The 14,682-nt window shown below is 72.0% G+C and carries 16 protein-coding genes and 1 tRNA gene; 11 read left to right on the forward strand and 6 right to left on the reverse strand.

All coding sequences use genetic code 11. The features are described 5' to 3' along the window. The first annotated feature begins 25 nt into the window (after positions 1–25). From FHX45_RS17960 to FHX45_RS17970, 3 genes are all read left to right on the forward strand, one after another. Complete coding sequence (locus FHX45_RS17960) at positions 26–571, forward strand: NAD(P)H-dependent oxidoreductase (RefSeq protein WP_167109145.1); 546 nt, start codon at positions 26–28, stop codon at positions 569–571. A gap of 64 nt (positions 572–635) precedes the next feature. Beyond that, a complete protein-coding gene (locus FHX45_RS17965) occupies positions 636–1,055 on the forward strand; it encodes an Ohr family peroxiredoxin (protein WP_167103106.1) in 420 nt (139 codons plus the stop codon). Positions 1,056–1,086: 31 nt separating this feature from the next. Then, positions 1,087–1,563 carry a Dps family protein gene (locus tag FHX45_RS17970; protein ID WP_167103111.1) on the forward strand — a complete coding sequence of 159 codons (477 nt, stop codon included), beginning with the start codon at positions 1,087–1,089 and terminating at the stop codon, positions 1,561–1,563. Positions 1,564–1,611: 48 nt separating this feature from the next. On the opposite strand, the gene FHX45_RS17975 is transcribed toward FHX45_RS17970, so the two are convergent. Further along, a complete protein-coding gene (locus FHX45_RS17975; protein WP_167103115.1) occupies positions 1,612–3,441 on the reverse strand; it encodes a prolyl oligopeptidase family serine peptidase in 1,830 nt (609 codons plus the stop codon). 38 nt (positions 3,442–3,479) lie between these two features. Between FHX45_RS17975 and FHX45_RS17980 the strand changes: the two genes are divergently transcribed. Next, the gene (locus FHX45_RS17980) at positions 3,480–4,226 is read left to right on the forward strand and encodes a methyltransferase domain-containing protein (protein WP_167103118.1); all 747 of its coding nucleotides are present in this window, start codon (positions 3,480–3,482) and stop codon (positions 4,224–4,226) included. Positions 4,227–4,487: 261 nt separating this feature from the next. On the opposite strand, the gene FHX45_RS17985 is transcribed toward FHX45_RS17980, so the two are convergent. From FHX45_RS17985 to FHX45_RS17995, 3 genes are all read right to left on the reverse strand, one after another. Then, positions 4,488–4,561 (reverse strand) — tRNA-Pro (locus tag FHX45_RS17985). 29 nt (positions 4,562–4,590) lie between these two features. Further along, entirely contained in the window at positions 4,591–5,562 is a 972-nt protein-coding gene (locus FHX45_RS17990; RefSeq protein WP_167103121.1) for a metallophosphoesterase, read from the reverse strand. Positions 5,563–5,647: 85 nt separating this feature from the next. After that, the gene (locus FHX45_RS17995; protein WP_167103124.1) at positions 5,648–7,810 is read right to left on the reverse strand and encodes a transglycosylase domain-containing protein; all 2,163 of its coding nucleotides are present in this window, start codon (positions 7,808–7,810) and stop codon (positions 5,648–5,650) included. Positions 7,811–8,022: 212 nt separating this feature from the next. Here FHX45_RS17995 and FHX45_RS18000 point away from each other — a divergent pair, with 212 nt between their 5' ends. Further along, positions 8,023–8,313, forward strand: a complete 291-nt coding sequence (locus FHX45_RS18000) for a WhiB family transcriptional regulator (RefSeq protein WP_167103127.1) — start codon at positions 8,023–8,025, stop codon at positions 8,311–8,313. Between the two features lie 14 nt (positions 8,314–8,327). Here FHX45_RS18000 and bagB read toward each other — a convergent pair whose 3' ends face one another. Both bagB and bagA read right to left on the reverse strand, forming a co-directional pair. Further along, complete coding sequence (gene bagB / locus FHX45_RS18005) at positions 8,328–9,443, reverse strand: ATPase BagB (protein ID WP_167103129.1); 1,116 nt, start codon at positions 9,441–9,443, stop codon at positions 8,328–8,330. Further along, positions 9,443–10,447, reverse strand: a complete 1,005-nt coding sequence (bagA, locus tag FHX45_RS18010) for an ATPase BagA (protein WP_167103132.1) — start codon at positions 10,445–10,447, stop codon at positions 9,443–9,445. The genes bagB and bagA overlap by 1 nt, the downstream gene beginning before the upstream one ends. Before the next feature lie 72 nt (positions 10,448–10,519). Here bagA and sp36 point away from each other — a divergent pair, with 72 nt between their 5' ends. From sp36 to FHX45_RS18040, 6 genes are all read left to right on the forward strand, one after another. Continuing rightward, a complete protein-coding gene (gene sp36, locus FHX45_RS18015; RefSeq protein ID WP_017985509.1) occupies positions 10,520–10,681 on the forward strand; it encodes a Sp36 family protein in 162 nt (53 codons plus the stop codon). 85 nt (positions 10,682–10,766) lie between these two features. Beyond that, positions 10,767–11,222 (forward strand): RidA family protein, encoded by a 456-nt coding sequence (locus FHX45_RS18020; protein ID WP_167103136.1) that lies wholly within the window; start codon positions 10,767–10,769, stop codon positions 11,220–11,222. Further along, entirely contained in the window at positions 11,222–11,854 is a 633-nt protein-coding gene (locus FHX45_RS18025) for a hypothetical protein (protein ID WP_167103139.1), read from the forward strand. The genes FHX45_RS18020 and FHX45_RS18025 overlap by 1 nt, the downstream gene beginning before the upstream one ends. A 33-nt stretch (positions 11,855–11,887) precedes the next feature. Then, positions 11,888–13,084: a hypothetical protein gene (locus tag FHX45_RS18030; protein ID WP_167103142.1), complete on the forward strand. Its 1,197-nt coding sequence runs from the start codon at positions 11,888–11,890 to the stop codon at positions 13,082–13,084. Positions 13,085–13,138: 54 nt separating this feature from the next. Continuing rightward, positions 13,139–13,903: an NUDIX hydrolase gene (locus FHX45_RS18035; protein ID WP_167109147.1), complete on the forward strand. Its 765-nt coding sequence runs from the start codon at positions 13,139–13,141 to the stop codon at positions 13,901–13,903. Continuing rightward, complete coding sequence (locus FHX45_RS18040) at positions 13,900–14,670, forward strand: MBL fold metallo-hydrolase (protein ID WP_167103145.1); 771 nt, start codon at positions 13,900–13,902, stop codon at positions 14,668–14,670. The genes FHX45_RS18035 and FHX45_RS18040 overlap by 4 nt, the downstream gene beginning before the upstream one ends. Positions 14,671–14,682: the final 12 nt, after the last annotated feature.

Here is a 14,682-nt window from a genome sequence, read left to right on the forward strand (position 1 = left end):
TCGTGTGACTAGTGCGGCGATCAACGTGGTCGGTATCGGCGGCTCCCTGCGGCCGGGCTCCCAGTCCGAGCGGGCCCTGCGGATCGCGCTGGACAGCGCGGCCGAGGCCGGAGCCGAGACGCTCGCCCTCACGGGTGCGGACCTCGTGCTGCCGTTCTACGACTCGGCGATCCCCGAGCGCACCCCGGAGGCGACCCGGCTGGTGGAGGCCATCCGCCACGCCGACGGGCTCGTCATCGTCTCGCCCGGCTACCACGGCGCACTGTCCGGGCTGATCAAGAACGCCCTGGACTACGTCGAGGACCTGCGCCCGGACCAGCGCCCCTACCTGGACGGCCGGGCGGTCGGGCTGGCCGCGGTCGCCTACGGCTGGCAGGCGGCGGTGACCACGCTGGACCAGCTGCGGACCATCACCCACGCCCTGCGCGGCTGGCCCACCCCGCTGGGCGGTTCGCTGAACACCGCCGAGGTCAAGTTCGACGAGGTCGGCGGGGCCTCCGAGGAGAAGGCCGTCACCACCCTGCGCCTCATCGGACGGCAGGTCGTCGAGTTCGCCCGCGCCCGGCGCTGAGGGTTCGTTTCCGCACCTGGTGGGTATTCCCCGGCCGAAGCCTGCCGCCAGGGGAGGGAAACACGTGCAACCGGTCTACACAGCGGTCGCGACCGCACGCGGTGACGGGCGCAACGGCGAGGTCACCTCGTCGGACGGGGTCATCGACGAGCAGCTGGCCGTGCCCAAGGAGATGGGCGGGCCGGGCGGCGAGATGACCAACCCCGAGCAGCTGTTCGCCGCCGGCTACGCGGCCTGCTTCCACGGCGCCGTGCGGCTCGTGGCGCGGAAGGCCGGCGTGGACCTGACCGAGTCCTCGGTCACCGCCGAAGTCGGCATCGGCCGCGACGGCGGCGAGCTCGAACTGGCCGTCAAGCTGATCGCGCACCTGCCCGGCCTGCCGCAGGACAGGGCCGGCGCGCTGGCGGCCCAGGCGCACCAGGTGTGCCCGTACTCCCGTGCCACCAGGGGAAACATCCAGGTCGAGATCACCGCGACGACCTGAGGAAGAGTTGCCGACAAGGAGGATTGTTTCGATGGCGAACGCACCCATCCAGAGCCCGCTGACGACGGCCGACAAGGAGATCACCGGTAACGCTCTGCAGGCCGCGCTGGTCGACCTGGTCGACCTGTCGCTGATCGCGAAGCAGGCGCATTGGAACGTGGTCGGGTCCAACTTCCGCAGCGTGCACCTCCAGCTGGACGAGCTGGTGGCCACCGCGCGCAACTACGTCGACGAGGTCGCCGAGCGCGCCAACGCGATCGGCATCTCGCCCAACGGCAAGGCCAAGACGGTCGTGGAGAGCTCCGGACTGCGCGAGTACCCGGACAACTGGCAGAGCGTCGAGTCCACGATCGAGAACATCGTGCAGATCCTCGCCGACCTGATCCAGCGCATGCGCAAGCGCATCGACGAGACGGACAAGAGCGACCTGGTCACCCAGGACCTGTTCATCGAGATCACCCACGAGCTGGAGAAGGCCCACTGGATGTGGCAGGCGCAGACCGCCTGACCCACGGCTGAGCGCTGGCCCCGGGCGTTGTCCCCGGGGCCCGTCGCGTCAGCGCAGGCCGACCGCCGTCATCGCGAAGTGCACCTCGGCCGCGGTCTGCCGGATCGTTTCGGCGATCACCAGCGAGCCGTGCCCGGCGTCGTAGCGGTAGAACTCGTACGGCACGTCGCGCTGGGCCAGCCGCTCCAGGTAGTTCTCGATCTGCCGGATCGGGCAGCGCGGGTCGTTGTCACCGGCCAGGACCAGCACCGGTGCCTTGACCGCGTCGACGTAGGTGATCGGCGAGCACTCCCGGTACACCGCCGGGACGTCCTCCGGGGAGCCGCCGAACAGTGCCCGGTCGAACTGGCGCAGCTGCTCCATCTCGTCCTCGTACGCGGCGACGTAGTCGGCCACCGGTACGCTCGCCACCCCGGCCGCCCACCGGTCCGGCTGGGTGCCCAGGGCGAGCAGCGTCAGGTAACCGCCCCAGGACGCCCCGGCGACCACCGTCCGCGCCGGGTCGCTCAGGCCGCTCGCGACGGCCCAGTCGTAGACCGCGGCGACGTCCTCCAGCTCGGTCAGGCCCGGCCGGCCCTCGATCGCGTCGCGCCAGGCCGAGCCGTAGCCGGTGGAGCCGCGGTAGTTGACCTCGACGACGGCGAACCCGGCGTCCAGCCACACCGCCCGGTAGGCGGAGAAGCGGTCCTCGTCCGCCGCGTGCGGGCCGCCGTGCAGCGTGAACACCGTGGGCAGCGCCCCCTCCGGCGCGCCAACCGGGCGGGCGACCAGCGCGTGCACGCGGCCACCGGCGCCCTCGACGAACGCGTCCGTGACCGGTGCCGACCCGGGTGCCGGGTCACCGGGCGGGGTGAGCAGCACCGTGTCGGTGCCACCGGCCGCGCGGGCGCGGACCACGCCGGGCTCGGCGGCGCTGGACCAGGAGTACTCGATCGTGCCGTCCGGCCGCACCCCGGCGCCGCCGATGCGGCCCGGCGGAGTCTCCACAACGGACAGTGCACGGGTGGCCAGGTCGTAGGAGTACAGCGCGCTGCGGGCCTCGTGGAAGTGCACGACGAGCAGCGCGTCGGCCCCCGGGTACCAGGTGGCGGCCACCTCGCCGGGCAGGCCGAGGTCCAGCTCCTCCTCGGTGTCCGTGCCGACGTCCCAGATCAGCAGCTCCTCGCGGCCGCGCCGTTCGTGCAGCACCAGCAGCCGCTGGTCACCGGCGATCGGGGAGAACTCCAGCGGCGTCAGGCCCTTGCCCTCGCCGTCCCACTTCTCCGCGACGGCGGTGAAGCCGGTGGTGCTGACGACCCGGACCGCGGGGTGGCGGGAGTCACCGTGTTCGGCGTGCGAGATCGCGAGCAGCGACTCGTCGCGGGACAGCGCCGCGACACCGGCGTCCTGGTCGCTCGAGTAGAAGCGGGTGGTCTCGCCGTCGCGGGTGGCGAACAGCTCGCTGCCGTCGTCGGTGGAGACGCCGGCGGCGATGACGCGGTGACCGATCTCCAGCCCGGCCGGATAGCCGGCGTGGACGCCGGGCAGGGCCGCCTCCGCGGGGCCGCCGTCGAACGGCTGGCGCCGCCAGACGCCGAACTCGTCGCCGTCGGTGTCGTCGAACCACCAGATGGCCGAGCCGTCGGGCGCGGGCGTGGCGTGCAGGGTGCCGTTGGGGCGGTCGGTGACCTGGCGGTGCTCGCCGGTGCCGCGGTCCCAGGCGTAGACCTCCCAGACGCCGCTGGCGTTGGAGACGTAGATGTTCTTCTCCGGCGCGTCGAGGGCCCAGTCCGGCACCGACACGCGCGGTGCGTGGAACCGGGCGCGCCAGCGGGCCTCGGCCTCGGGGTCGTCGAAGAGGCGGTCGGGGATGGTCGCGGGCGGGTGCTGGGTAGTCACCCCTCGATCCTGCCAGCAACTGCCCGTACCGTGTGCGTGTGCTGGAGGGATACGCGCCCGGGGTCGAGCGGGACGCGCTGTCGATCATGGCGTCACGCACCGCAGCCGACCGTGCGGAGTACGTGTTGCGGGTGCTGCGGCCGGGCATGCGCGTGCTCGACGTCGGGTGCGGCCCGGGCACGATCACCGCGGGCCTCGCCACGGTCGCCGGGCGGGGTTGCGTGGTCGGTGTGGACCGGGAGCCGCGTCAGTTCCCGAAATCGTCCACAGTGGAGTTCGTCGCCGGTGACGTGTACGCGCTGCCGGTGGCGGACGAGAGCGTGGACCTGGTGTTCGCGCACGCGCTGGTCGAGCACCTGGCGCGGCCGGCCCACGCGCTGGCGGAGATGCGTCGTGCGCTGCGGCCCGGAGGGGTTCTGGCCCTGTCTACTTCGGACTGGTCGCGGGCGCGGCTGCGGCCGGGGACGGCGAACGTCGCCGCCGCGCTGCGCGGGCACTACCTGTTGCGGCGGCGGGCGGGCGGGGACCCGTTCGCGGGGAAGCACGTGGCGTCGTGGGTGTCGGCCGCCGGGTTCCGGGACGTGCGGACGCACGGCCGGTTCCGGTCGGACATGTCGTACCGGGCGCTGGCCCGGTACGTGGAGGCGCGGCTGGACGCCGCGCTGAGCGCTTCGCCGGTGGACCGGGACCAGCTGGCTTCGGCGGCCCGGTCGGCGTGGGCCTGGTCGCACGGCGGCGACGGCGAGTTCGCGCAGTACTGGGTAGAACTCCTGGCAGTGAAGTAACCCGCTCCCCCGCCACCCGCGGCAATTCGGCGCGGACGTCGCCCCGCGCCACGCGCGGCGGCCATCCGTCCCGGTAATCCGGCGCGGATGTCGCTCTGCGACACGCGCCACACGCGGCACCCAGTCACCCCGCGCGGTACTCGCGGGGGGTCCAGGGGGCTTGCCCCCTGGCGGGGGTCTGGGGGTTCGACCCCCAGAGGACACAACGCGGAATCCCCCTGTCCGCGCTTTCCGCGGACAGGGGGATCCCTGGATAACGCGTCGGGGTGGCGGGATTTGAACCCACGACCTCCTCGACCCGAACGAGGCACGCTACCAAGCTGCGCCACACCCCGATGTACTGCTCAGCGGGTCGAGGAAGAGTTTAGCGGACGTCGCTGCGCGCTCTGCGGGGGGTGGCCTTGGTGGTGCCCGGGCTTGTCCGGCCGCGTTCGACCAGCGTCAACAGGGTGGCTTCGGGTGGGCAGGCGAAGCGGGCGGGGGCGTAGGGGGAGGTGCCCAGGCCGGCTGAGACGTGCAGCCACATGTGGGCGCCCCAGCGGGAGGCACCGCGGGCGCGGGAGCGGTCGAGTTCGCAGTTGGTCACGAGGGCGCCGATGCCGGGGATGCGCAGTTGTCCGCCGTGGGTGTGGCCGGCGAGCACGAGGTCGTAACCGTCGGCGGCGAACGGGTCGAGGATGCGCGGCTCGGGTGAGTGGGTGACGCCGAGGCGGAGGGTGGCGGCGTCGGCGGGGCCTGCGATCTCGCGGTAGCGGTCGCGGTGCAGGTGGGGGTCGTCGAGGCCGGCGGCGAACACGGTCTGCCCGGCGACGGTGAGGGTGCGCCGGACGTGGGTGAGGTCGTGCCAGCCGTGTTCGAGGAACGCCGCGCGCAGGTCGCGCCAGGGGAGTTTGGTGCCGTGGATGCGCTTCTTCTTGCCGCGCGGCATGAGGTAGCGGGCCGGGTTCTTCGGTTTGGGCGCGTAGTAATCGTTGCTGCCGAACACGAACAGGCCCGGCCGCTCGAGCAGCGGGCCGAGCGCGCGAAGGACGGCGGGCACGGCTTTGGGGTGGGCGAGGTTGTCGCCGGTGTTGACGACGAGGTCGGGGTCGAGCCGGTCGAGCGCGGCGACCCAGCGTTGCTTGGCGTGCTGGCCGGGCAGCATGTGCAGGTCGGAGACGTGCAGGACCCGCATGGATTGCGCGCCGGGGGCCAGGACGGGCAGTTCGGCCGTGCGGAGCACGAAGTGCCGCCGTTCGATGCCGGAGGCGTACCCGATCGCGGCGGCGCCGAGCGCGACCGTCCCGGCGGCGAGGCGTTTGGCTGTCAGCTGGTGACTGTCACGGACCGTGCTCACGTGGCCCAGGATACGGGTCGGCGGGCCGGGAACGACGGGCGTCGCGCACCGGCCGGACCGCGGGTGCGCGGTCCGGCCGGTGGGGTCAGCGAACCCGCTCGTACCGGGAATCCGACGGCGGGAGCGGCAGGATCGGATCGTTGGGCGTGAGGATCTTGCTCATCGCGCCGAACCAGGTCCGGGCCGGCGTCTTGCCACCGAACATGTTGCCGTTCTCGCAGGTGTAGACGTTGCCGGGACCTCCGTCGCAGAGACCGCCGCTGCCGCCTTCCGGCCGGAACACCATGGCGGCACCGGCGAGCTGCGGGGTGCCGCCGACGAACGCCGCGGAGCCGTTGGCCTGCGTCGTCCCGGTCTTGCCGATCATCGGCCGGTTCCAGCCGACCTGGGCGGCCGCGGCGGCGGAGGTGCCGCCGGGCTGGTCGTCCTTGCTCATGCCGATCGCCAGCGTGTTCGCGGCGGCCTCGTCCATCACCTGCTCGCACGGCTGCTCGCTGATCGGGATGGGCTTGCCCGTGCGGTCCTGGACCTGGCCGATCGGGGTGGGCGGGCACCACGTGCCACCGCTGAGGATCGTGGCGGCGACGTTGGCCATTTCCAGGTTGCTCGTCGCGGACACACCGAGGGTGAACGCGCCCTGCCCCGGCGACTTGTCGGTCGGTCCGAAGTAGGCGGTTTGCGTCTTGTTCTCGCCCGGGTTCTTCGAGTCCGGCTTGACCTCGCCGCCGCCGATGTTGCGCGACATGGTCTCGCGCAGGCCGAGCTTGCTCGCCATGTCCACGACCGGCCCCATCCCGGTTCGTTCCTCCAGGATGACGAACGCGGTGTTGGGCGAGGTCGCGAGCGCCGTCTGCAGCGGCATCCCGGCGTTCGCACCGCCGTAGTCACCGGCGTTGCTCAGGCAGTACGCATAGGTGCCCTGCGCCACCAGCGGACATCGCTGGCGGTTGCCACCGGTGAACACGTTCGACACGTAGAAGTCCGGCACCGGAAGGGTGTCGTAGATGCCCATCACGTGGTTCTGGAGCGCCGCCGCCGAGGTGAAGATCTTGTAGCTCGACCCGGCGCCGCCGGTGTTGTACACGCCGGAGGGCAGCGCGTACGTGGTCTGTCCCGCGCTGGCGTCGGTGCCGTAGTCGCGGTTCGCGGCGAGCGCGACCACCTCGTGCCGGTTCTTGCCGGGCCGCACCAGGGACAGCGTGTTCGCCACGTTCTTCTGCGTCTTGCTGACCTGGGTCTGCGCGGACATCTTCGCCTCGTGGTTGGCGCGCTGGTCCATCGTGGTGCGGATGGTGTAGCCGCCGGTGTAGAGGTCGTCCTTGCTCATCCCGTGGGAGAGCAGGTAGTCCTGGACGTACTGGCAGAAGAACCCGTTCTCCGGCCCGGCGCCGATGCAGTTCGCGGCGGGTTTGGACGGTCCGCCGGGCACCACGCCCAGCGGCTCGGTCTTCATCCGGTCGGCGTCGGCCTTGGACAGTTTCAGGTTGTCCACCATGCGGTCCAGCACCAGGTTGCGGCGCTCGGTGGCGCGCTCCGGGTGGCTCCACGGGTCGAACGCCGGCGGGTTGTTGACCATGCCCGCGAGCAGTGCGGCCTGCGTGACCGTCAGCTTGTCCGCCGTGGTGTTGAAGTACGCCTGCGCGGCCGCGCCGACGCCGTAGATCTTGCGCGAGAACTCGACCACGTTGAGGTAGCTGGTGAGGAGCTGGTCCTTGGTCATCGTGTTCTCGAGCTGGATCGCGATCCGCGCTTCCTTCAGCTTGCGGGCGATCGACTGCTCCTGGGCCTTCTGCTGGCCCACCGGGTCGTCCCGGTAGATCACGTTGATCATGTAGTTCTTGACGTACTGCTGGGTGAGCGTGGACGCACCCTGGGTGTCCCCGCCGGCGGTGTTGCTCAGCGCGGCACGCAGCGTGCCCTTCCAGTCGACGCCGTGGTGCTCGTAGAACCGCCGGTCCTCCGTGGAGACCAGGGCCCATTTCATGGCCTCGTTGATCTGGTCGCTCGCCGTCGGGATGCGGTACTGGTCGTACAGCGTGGCGATCTGGTTCCCCGCCGAGTCGGTGATCGTGGTGACCAGCGGCGGCGGCACGTTGGCGAGTTCGGCGGACATGCTGTCGACCGTCTCGCTCGCCCTGTTGGAGGCCACACCCGCGGCGCCGACCACGGGGAACAGCACCCCGGCGACGAGGATTCCGGCGAGCAGGCACAGGCCGAGGAGTTTGAACAGACCATCCGTCTTGCGCACGTGGCCAGCGTAGTGGGAAGTGATGTTCGGCCGCCGCGCCGCGTGAGCCAAATACCACGGGAACGCCGGAACCGCGAGGTGTTCCGGTAACGAATTTCTTTCGGGCCCTTGGCGATCGGAACCGTCGGCCTCTACAGTCCGTCAACGTCTCACGTACGGCGGAGCCGGGGAGGCTCCGGGTGAGCAGGCACATCACGAGGGGAGCTTGGGGGATGGAACCCACACCACAGAGCTGGCGCATCCGCGCCCTCTGCCGGGACGCGGATCCGGATGAGCTGTTCGTGCGGGGAGCGGACCAGAACCGGGCGAAGCTGGTGTGCATGGGGTGTCCGGTGCGCACGGAGTGCCTGGCCGAGGCGCTGGACAACCGCATCAGCTTCGGGATCTGGGGCGGGATGACCGAGCGGGAACGCCGGGCCCTGCTGCGCCGCAGGCCGGACGTCGAGTCCTGGTTCCAGCTGCTGGACTCGGCGCGCAAGGACTTCGCCGAAGCGGCCTCCTGAGGCTCACGCCGGGTTCAGCCGGCCAACCGGTCGCCGATCTCCCGGAGACCACCGAGGTCGTGCACGTCGCTGGGGAGCGCGGGCACCTCTACCAGGGGGACTCCGGGATGCGCGCGGGTGAAGCGCGCGAGCAGCCGCTTCTCGCGGTCGGCGAGCGTGACCCGGTCGGCGTGCAGCTGGAGAACCGCCGCGGCCAGCGGCGCGCTCGCCTCCAGCTTCTCGGCCGCGGACAGCGCCGCGGTGGCGGTCAGGTCGGCGAGCACCGGGTGGGTGCGGTTGGCGACCAGCCCGGCCAGCGGCATGTGCTCGCCGCCGAGGCGCTCCACGAAGTAGCTGGCCTCACGCAGCGCGTCCGGCTCCGGCGCGGCCACCACCAGGAACGACGTGCCCGCCGAGCGCAGCAGCTCGGAGGTCTTGCGCGCGCGTTCCCGGAACCCGCCGAACATGCTGTCGAAGGCCTGCATGAACGCGGACGCGTCGGCGAGCAGCTGTCCACCGATGATCGTGGACACCGCTTTGGCGAAGATCGTGAACCCGGTGCTGACCACCTTGCGGATGCCCCAGCCGCCGGCTTTCGCGGGGCCGGTCAGCAGCCGGATCATGCGCCCGTCCAGCGCGCTGGACAGGCGGTTCGGCGCGTCCAGGAAGTCCAGCGCGGACCGGCTCGGCGGGGTGTCCACGACGATCAGGTCCCACTCGTCGGTGGCCGCGAGCTGGCCCAGCTTCTCCATCGCCATGTACTCCTGCGTCCCGGAGAACGAGGTGGAAATGGTCTGGTAGAAGGGGTTCGCGAGCAGCGCCTCGGCGCGTTCCGGCCCGGCGTGGGTGCGCACCATGTCGTCGAAGGTGCGCCGCATGTCGAGCATCATCGCCCACAGCTCGCCCTTGGGCTCGAAGCCCGCGACGGACACCTGCCGCGGGTGGTTGCCCAGCTCCCGCAGCCCGAGCGCCTGGGCCAGCCGCCGCGCCGGGTCGATCGTCAGCACGACGGTCTGCCGCCCCCGCTCGGCCGCCCGCAGCGCGAGCGCCGCCGCGGTGGTGGTCTTGCCGACGCCGCCCGACCCGCAGCAGACGACGATCCGGGTCTTCGGGTCGTCGATCAGCACGTCGACGTCGAGCCGTTCGGTCATCAGCGCACCCCCTGCTCGGTCAGCGACTCGGCGATGTCGTAGAGCGCGGCCAGGTCGATTCCGGTGGACTCCTCGGGCAGCTCCAGTGTCGGCAGGTCCGCCTCGGCGAGCTGCTCGCGCGCCCGCTGCTCGGCGGCGACCCGGATGGCGTGCTCGACGGTCTCCGCGACCAGCGCGTCCAGCGTGGCCTCGGGCAGTTCGAGCCCGGCCGCGGCCAGGCCGCTGCGCACGCGCGAGGCGTCGACACGGCCGTCGGCGGCGGGGGTCACCGACCGGGCCGGCAGCCGCGGCGGCCGCACCCGGTTGACCAGCACCGCGCCCGGCCGCAGATCGGCGCCGTCGAGCTCGGCGACCGCCTCGACGGTCTCGCGCACCGGCATCTCCTCCAGGAGCGTGACCAGGTGGATCACCGTCTCCTCGGAGTGCAGCAGCCGCACCACCCCTTCGGCCTGCCCGCGGATGGGGCCGGCCTTCGCCAGGTCGGTGAGGGCCTTGGTGACGTCGAGGAACTTGACCACGCGTCCGGTGGGTGGCGCGTCGACCACGACCGCGTCGTAGACATGCCTGCCGTCCGGTCCGGTGCGCCCGACGCATTCCTTGATCTTGCCGGTGAGCAGCACGTCCCGCAGGCCCGGCGCGAGCGTGGTGGCGAACTCGATCGCCCCCATCCGGCGCAGGGTCCGCCCGGCGAAGCCCAGGTTGTAGAACATCTCGAAGTACTCGAGCAGCGCCGCTTCCACGTCGATGTGCAGGGCCCGCAGCTCGCCGCCGCCGGGGACCGACGCGATGCGCTGCTCGGCGTAGGGCAGCGGCTGGGTGTCGAAGAGCTGCGCGAACCCCTGCCTGCCCTCGACCTCGACCAGCAGCACCCGCCGCCCGTGGCTGGCGAGCGCGATCCCGAGTGCCGCGGCCATGGTGGTCTTGCCGGTGCCGCCCTTGCCGGTGACGAAGTGCAACCGGGCGCGGGCGAGCTCGTCGGTCCATCCGGCCAGGGGTGTGCTCACACGATCCAGCGTAAATGAGCGATCACGCCGCCGCCGCGAGGAGCACTTCCCACCACCACTAGATTGACCATCATGAGCGCCACGAAGTGGGAGTACGCCACCGTTCCACTGCTGATCCACGCGACCAAGCAGATCCTCGACCAGTGGGGCGAGGACGGCTGGGAGCTGGTCACGGTGCTGCCCAACCCGAGCGGGGAGCAGCACGTCGCCTACCTCAAGCGGGCCAAGGCATGAGCGGGCGTGCGAGCGAATCATCGAGCACCGTGCTCGGCGCCGTGGTGACACTGCCGCGGCTCGCCGCGTCCGAGGAGGCGGCGGCATGAGCTGGAGTGAGCGCCTGACCGAACTCGGGATCGAGCTGCCGGGCGTCGCCGCACCGCTGGCGGCCTACGTGCCGGCCGTGCGCACCGGATCGCAGGTCTACACCGCCGGGCAGCTGCCGTTCGTCCAGGGCGAGCTCGAAGCGACCGGCAAGGTCGGTGCCGAGGTCAGCCCGGAGGAGGCCAAGCGGCACGCCCGGACGGCGGTGCTGAACGCGCTGGCGGCCGTCGACGCACTGGTCGGTATCGACTCCGTCATCCGGATCGTGAAGGTCGTCGGGTTCGTCGCGTCCGCCGAGGGGTTCACCGGGCAGCCGGCCGTGGTCAACGGTGCGTCGGAGCTGCTCGGGGAGATTTTCGGCGAGCAGGGCCGGCACGCCCGCTCCGCGGTGGGGGTGTCCGAGTTGCCGCTGAGCGCGCCGGTTGAGATCGAATTGATCGCCGAGGTGCGGTGATGGACGCCCACAAGGACCCCGACATCGAGTCCTCGTGCCATGAGCTGCTGCTGCGGCTGGCCGGGCGCCTGCCCGACCGGCTGCTCTGGCGCTACCGGGACTGGCTGGGCGAGGGCGCGATGTCGACCTTGGCTCGAACGTTGCCCCGCACGCTGCTCAAGCACAACATCGATCTCGACCAGCCGGAGTATCGCCTGCTGGTGGCGGGCCTCGTGCCGCACGGCGCGGACTGGCACCAGGTGAGTTCGACCCTGGGGGTGGACGAGCCCGGCGAGAACCGGTACACATTCTCCCCGAGTGCACCCGATCAGGTGAACTCGGTTGACTCGGTGTCCGCGCTGCTCCACGCCACCCTGCGGGGTCGGCCGGACGTCGGCGAGGTGCGGCAGAGCTGGCGTCAGCGTACGGGGGAGGACCCCAAGCGCGTGTTGCTGATCACGGCCCTGTCCGGACTGCCGAGGCTGACCGGGGAGCTGCAGCGGGTCCTGCGGGTGCTGGGGGACGAGGAACCCAGCGTCGAGGTGATGCCGCCGCGGTTCGAGCTGCCGGAGTACCACCAGGCCGCACTGGCGGGTTCCGAGCTCGTCTGCGTCGGCGCGGTGGACACCGGTCACCGGCTCGTCGCCGCGTAACGGCACTCCTGCCGAGCTGGAGGGAGAAGCTAGATGGTGGACGTCCATGACGGGATCGCGGGCGATGGGTTCGCGGTGCCGTTGCGGCTGCACAACCTGTTGCTGGGGCTGGCAGGCCGCTTGGACGACAGCCTGCTGTCGGAGGCGCGCGAGCTCATCGCGCGAGCGCGCCTCGACGAGGCCGCCGAGCTGACGACGGGTGCGTTGATCGCGGGACGGCTGCCGGTCCGCGAGGCCGAACGGCACGAGCTGGCCCTGGTGCTGGAGCTGACCCGGTCGGACGCGACGCTCGCCGACCAGCTCACGGTGGACGAGCCGGAGGCCGAGACCGGCGTCGGGCACCGCTTCAGCGGGGAGGACCAGCCCGAGCAGGGTGTCGCCGACGCGCTCGACCGCACCCTCCAGGTGCTGCCGGACCTGCGCTCGGTGCACGCGGTGTGGCGCAACACCCCGGCCGGCAGCGTGCCGGGTCCGCTGCCGCAGCGCGTGGTGCTGGTCGAGATCGGGCCGGAGGGCAACCCGCCGGCCGCTGCCTACCGGATCGACGCCGCGCTGCGGCGCGCCGGGATCCGGTCGGCCGTCGAGGTGACCGGGCCGAACACCGACCGCTCCCGCTACCACGAGCAGGCCCTGACCGCGGCGACCGCGGTCTGGCTCTCGGGCGGGGCGGTCCCGCCGTCCGCGCCCACGCCACCGGCCCAGCGGCAGGGCGCCGGCCGGCACGTGGCGCACGCCTCGGCCACCGCCGGGGACGAGCCCGAGGAGCCCGAACCGCCGGCTCCCGACGAGACCACTCAGCCGGCCGACACCGGCGAGGTGAGCGAAGTCACCCCGCTCGACGAGCCGGAGACCACCGAGGCGGTCGCCCCGCCGGGCGGGCCGGGTCACGTGTTCAAGCCGCGCGAGCAGGGCCCGCCGCCCGCCCGCGTGGAGAACACCATGGACATGACGTCCGAGGAGGTCGCGCAACTGCGGGCGCAGCTGGCGGCGGAGGACGGCGAGAAGCCGAGAACAGTGGTGTCGGCGACGATCGGCCCGGGTGAGGTGATCGAGATCCCGGAGCTCGACCTGAACGACCCGCAACTGTCCGAGCGCGACCGGCAGCTCCTGCGTGAGCTGCACGCCGAGCTCGCGGAGCGGGAGCGCGCCGAGTCCGCCAAGGTCCGGGCCAACGGGGCGAGCCGGTCCGAGGACGACCCACGCTGGGTGGACGGCTTCTCCGGTTCCTGACGACCACGTAAGTTGCGGGGTGTGGTGCAACTTGATTTCCGGATCCCGGGGACGATGAACTTCTCCGTCGCGGAGCCGGCCGAACCGGCCGTGCCCCGCGACGCGGCGACAGTGCTGTTGCTGCGCGACGGTGACGACGGTCTCGAAGTCTTCCTCCAGCGGCGGGTAGCCGCGATGGCGTTCGCCGCCGGCATGACGGTCTTCCCCGGTGGCGGGGTGGACCAGCGCGACGCCGATGCGACGGTGGCGTGGGCCGGTCCGCCCGCGGCGGAGTGGGCGGGCTGGTTCAACGCAACCGAGCAGGTCGCGCGCGCCCTGGTGTGCGCCGCGGTGCGGGAGACGTTCGAGGAGTCCGGGGTGCTGCTCGCGGGCACGGCCGACGAGGTGGTCACCGACACCGCCCGGTACGCGGGCGCGCGGGAGGCGCTCGTCTCGCGTGAGCTGTCGCTGGCGGACTTCCTGGCCCGGGAAGGGCTCACCCTGCGCTCGGACCTGCTGCGTCCCTGGGCGCACTGGATCACGCCGGCACAGGAGAAGCGTCGCTACGACACCCGCTTCTTCGCCGCGATCCTGCCCGCGGGCCAGGAGGCCGACGGCAAGACCACCGAGGCCGAATCCTCCGGCTGGCAGCGACCGGCCGACGCCCTCGCCGACGCCGAGGCCGGCCGCAGCACGTTGATGCCGCCGACCTGGTACACGCTGACCGAGCTGGCCGCGTTCGACACCGCCGCGGCGGCGCTGGCCGCCGAGCGCACCGTCGAGGCGATCATCCCCAAGCTCATCCGCGAGGGCGACGAGATCCGGGTGGTCGTGGAATGAGCCACCCCGCCTACGGCGTCCTCCGCGAGGTTTCGCCCACCGCGTCGGTCCTACTGGAGAACAACCCGTCCACGATGACGCTGGACGGCACCAACACCTGGGTCCTGCGGGCGCCCGGCGCCCGCGAGTGCGTGATCGTCGACCCGGGCTACCAGGATCTGGACCACCTGCCGCGGCTCGTCGAGCAGGGTCCGGTCGCGCTGATCCTGCTCACCCACCACCACCCGGACCACACCGAGGGCGCGCCGTGGCTGGCGGAGCGGGTTCAGGCGCCGGTGCGCGCGTTCGACGCCGCGCTGTGCCGGGACGCGGACCCGTTCGCCGACGGCGACGTGATCTCCGCGGCCGGGCTGGACATCGAGGTCCTGCACACGCCCGGCCACACCGCCGACTCGGTCTGCCTGCGGATCGGCGACCAGGTCCTGACCGGTGACACGATCCTCGGCCGCGGCACGACGGTGCTCACCGACCTCGGGTCGTACCTGGACTCGCTGCGTCGGCTGATCGAGCTGCCGCCCGGCCTGCTCGCGCTGCCCGGTCACGGCCCGGAGATGGCCGACCTGCGGGACGTCGCGCGGGAGTACCTGGACCACCGGGAGCAGCGGCTCGACCAGGTCCGCGCGGCGCTGGCGAAGCTGGGCCGGCACGCCACCGCGCGTCAGGTGGTGGAGCTCGTCTACGCCGACGTGGACCGGGCGCTGTGGACCCCGGCCGAGCACAGCGTCCAGGCCCAGATGCAGTACCTGCGGTCCACCCAGAGCCGGTAGAGCGTGGTGCCC

It is taken from the genome of Amycolatopsis granulosa (genome assembly GCF_011758745.1).
Taxonomy (GTDB): domain Bacteria; phylum Actinomycetota; class Actinomycetes; order Mycobacteriales; family Pseudonocardiaceae; genus Amycolatopsis_E; species Amycolatopsis_E granulosa.